Below are 3,413 nucleotides of genomic sequence, written 5' to 3' on the forward strand. Positions count from 1 at the left end.
GTCTGATGGCTTTGCTCATCCTGAGCCTGCCCTGTCAAACGATGACATATTATTGAAAGAAGTTAGTATGAAGAACAAACAACAGTTTATTGCTCTTGAAAGCTTCGGATGATTAGTATTACTCGACTATGCTGTCACCAGCTTTACATCTATAACCTATCAACGTAGTAGTCTGCTACGGTCCTATATGGAATTCTCATCTCGTGGCTAGTTTCGCACTTAGATGCTTTCAGCGCTTATCTATTCCCAACGTAGCTACTCTGCAATGCCCCTGGCGGAACAACAGATTCACTAGAGGTTAGTCCAACCCGGTCCTCTCGTACTAAGGTCAGCCCCACTCAAAATTCCTACGCCCACAACAGATAGGGACCGAACTGTCTCGCGACGTTCTGAACCCAGCTCGCGTGCCACTTTAATCGGCGAACAGCCGAACCCTTGGGACCTTCTCCAGCCCCAGGATGTGACGAGCCGACATCGAGGTGCCAAACCTCCCCGTCGATATGAGCTCTTGGGGGAGATCAGCCTGTTATCCCCAGCGTACCTTTTATCCTTTGAGCGATGGCCCTTCCATGCAGAACCACCGGATCACTATATCCGTCTTTCGACCCTGCTCGGCTTGTCTGCCTCACAGTCAAGCAAGCTTATGCTATTGCACTCCTCATACGGTTACCAAGCGTATTGAGCTTACCTTTGAAAGCCTCCGTTACCTTTTTGGAGGCGACCACCCCAGTCAAACTACCCATCAAACAATGTCCTCCCCTGAAGGAGTTAGACACCGAATACAAAAAGGGTGGTATTTCAACGTTGACTCCACAACACCTAGCGATGCCACTTCATAGTCTCCCACCTATCCTACACATCTTGTATCCAATGTCAATGTTAAATTGTAGTGAAGGTGCATGGGGTCTTTCCGTCCCGTTGCGGGTACCCGGCGTCTTCACCGGGACCACAATTTCACCGAGCTCATGGCTGAGACAGCGCCCAGATCGTTACACCATTCGTGCAGGTCGGAACTTACCCGACAAGGAATTTCGCTACCTTAGGACCGTTATAGTTACGGCCGCCGTTTACTGGGGCTTCGATTCAATGCTTCTCCTTGCGAATGACATCCCCTCTTAACCTTCCAGCACCGGGCAGGTGTCAGGCCTTATACTTCATCTTTCGATTTTGCAAAGCCATGTGTTTTTGTTAAACAGTCGCCTGGGCCTTTTCACTGCGGCTGACATTGCTGTCAGCGCCCCTTCTCCCGAAGTTACAGGGCCATTTTGCCGAGTTCCTTAGCCATGATTCACTCGAGCACCTTAGAATTCTCTTCCCGGATACCTGTGTCGGTTTGCGGTACGGGTTTTTATAACCTGAAGCTTAGCGGTTTTTCTTGGAAGTCTGATTACCTGCGCTATCCACTTACCCGAAGGCTTGCGGTACTATCGACCTTCAGCTAGAGTGGCGGATTTGCCTACCTCTCCAATACCTACAGTCTTTAACGATCTATTCCGTCAGATCGCGGCAGTGTCACTACTCCGTCCCCACATCGCAGTTATAAAAAGTACTGGAATATTAACCAGTTGTCCATCGAATTTCCCCTTCGGGTTCTCCTTAGGCCCCGACTAACCCTGATCCGATTAGCGTTGATCAGGAAACCTTATCCTTTCGGTGGGCAGGTTTCTCGCCTGCCTTATCGTTACTTATGCCTACATTTGCTTTTCCAGAAGCTCCACCACAACTTACGTCATAACTTCGCTGCCGCTGGAATGCTCCCCTACCGTAATATTAATATTACCCATAGCTTCGGTATACTACTTGATGCCCGTTTATTATCCATGCACGATCGCTCGACTAGTGAGCTGTTACGCACTCTTTAAATGAATGGCTGCTTCCAAGCCAACATCCTAGCTGTCTATGCAATCGCACCTCGTTAGTTCAACTTAGTAGTAATTTAGGGACCTTAGCTGATGGTCTGGGTTCTTTCCCTCTCGGCCCGTGACCTTAGCACCCCGGGCCTCACTGCAGTGTATATTTAATAGCATTCGGAGTTTGTCTGGATTTGGTAGGATTTGACTCCCCCGCACCCAATCAGTAGCTCTACCTCTATTAAACTTAACCACCACGCTGTTCCTAAAAACATTTCGGGGAGTACGAGCTATTTCCCAGTTTGATTAGCCTTTCACCCCTACCCACAGATCATCCGGAAACTTTTCAACGTTTATCGGTTCGGTCCTCCAGTACGTGTTACCGCACCTTCAACCTGTCCATGGGTAGATCACAAGGTTTCGCGTCTACCTCCCCTGACTATACGCCCTATTCAGACTCGCTTTCGCTTCGGCTGCGTGTCTTAAACACTTAACCTTGCCAGAGAAGAGTAACTCGTAGGCTCATTATGCAAAAGGCACGCCGTCACGCCACCTGGACGCTCCGACCGCTTGTAAGTACACAGTTTCAGGTTCTATTTCACTCCCCTGTTCGGGGTTCTTTTCACCTTTCCCTCACGGTACTGGTTCACTATCGGTCTCTCAGGAGTATTTAGCCTTACCGGATGGTGCCGGCAGATTCCCACAAGGCGTCTCCGACCTCGCGGTACTCAGGATACTACTAGACTAATGTTACTTACGTGTACGCGGCTCTCACGCTATTTTGCCAGGCTTCCCATCCTGTTCCACTTCATTTCATTAATGCCATATTGTAGTCCTACAACCCCAGCTATGCCGTAACATAACTGGTTTGGGCTTCTTCCTGTTCGCTCGCCACTACTTAGGAAATCATTATTATTTTCTCTTCCTCTGCTTACTTAGATGTTTCAGTTCGGCAGGTTTGCGCATCGTAATGCGACTAGTCTTCAACTAGCCAGGTTTCCCCATTCGGAAATCTCCGGATTAATTCATATTTGCTAATCCCCGGAGCTTATCGCAGCTTATCACGTCCTTCATCGCCTCTGAGAGCCAAGGCATCCCCTGTGTACTCTTTCTTACTTTCTTCTCTCCATAGCCTTTTGCGCCTATGGAAATGCTTTTTTTGATTGTTGTTATCTCTACGGTTACATTGCTGTTCCCTTCAAGCTAACAACGTCTCTATTGTTGTTTGCTCTTCTTTATTAACTTCTTCCAATATGTCAAAGAACTTTTCTATCCCCGGTACATTGCTATACCTATTTCTATGCCTTTTATCTTAAGCATGGGTGATGGTGGAGAATAACGGAGTCGAACCGTTGACCTCCTGCGTGCAAGGCAGGCGCTCTAGCCAGCTGAGCTAATCCCCCTTAGAATTTACTTATGTAGTCCCGAGCAGATTTGAACTGCTGACCCCTACATTATCAGTGTAGTGCTCTAACCAAACTGAGCTACGGGACTAGATGTCTTTACTGCAGTATGAGAACACTATATGATGTTTCATCCTATGGGTTTTTCTTTTGAGATTTT

At 47.9% G+C, this 3,413-nt stretch carries 2 tRNA genes and 1 rRNA gene; all 3 read right to left on the bottom strand.

Annotation, left to right across the window (positions count from 1 at the left end):
* Window positions 1–93: 93 nt before the first annotated feature.
* The 3 genes from HDF25_RS25630 to HDF25_RS25640 all read right to left on the bottom strand — a co-directional run bounded on the left by HDF25_RS25630 (window position 94) and on the right by HDF25_RS25640 (window position 3,344).
* A 23S ribosomal RNA gene (locus tag HDF25_RS25630) occupies window positions 94–2,972 on the bottom strand.
* A gap of 204 nt (window positions 2,973–3,176) precedes the next feature.
* A tRNA-Ala gene (locus tag HDF25_RS25635) sits at window positions 3,177–3,253 on the bottom strand.
* A 16-nt stretch (window positions 3,254–3,269) separates the two neighbouring features.
* Window positions 3,270–3,344: transfer RNA gene (locus HDF25_RS25640), tRNA-Ile, on the bottom strand.
* Window positions 3,345–3,413 lie beyond the last annotated feature (69 nt).

The organism is Pedobacter cryoconitis (assembly GCF_014207135.1).
Classification (GTDB): Bacteria; Bacteroidota; Bacteroidia; order Sphingobacteriales; family Sphingobacteriaceae; genus Pedobacter; species Pedobacter cryoconitis_D.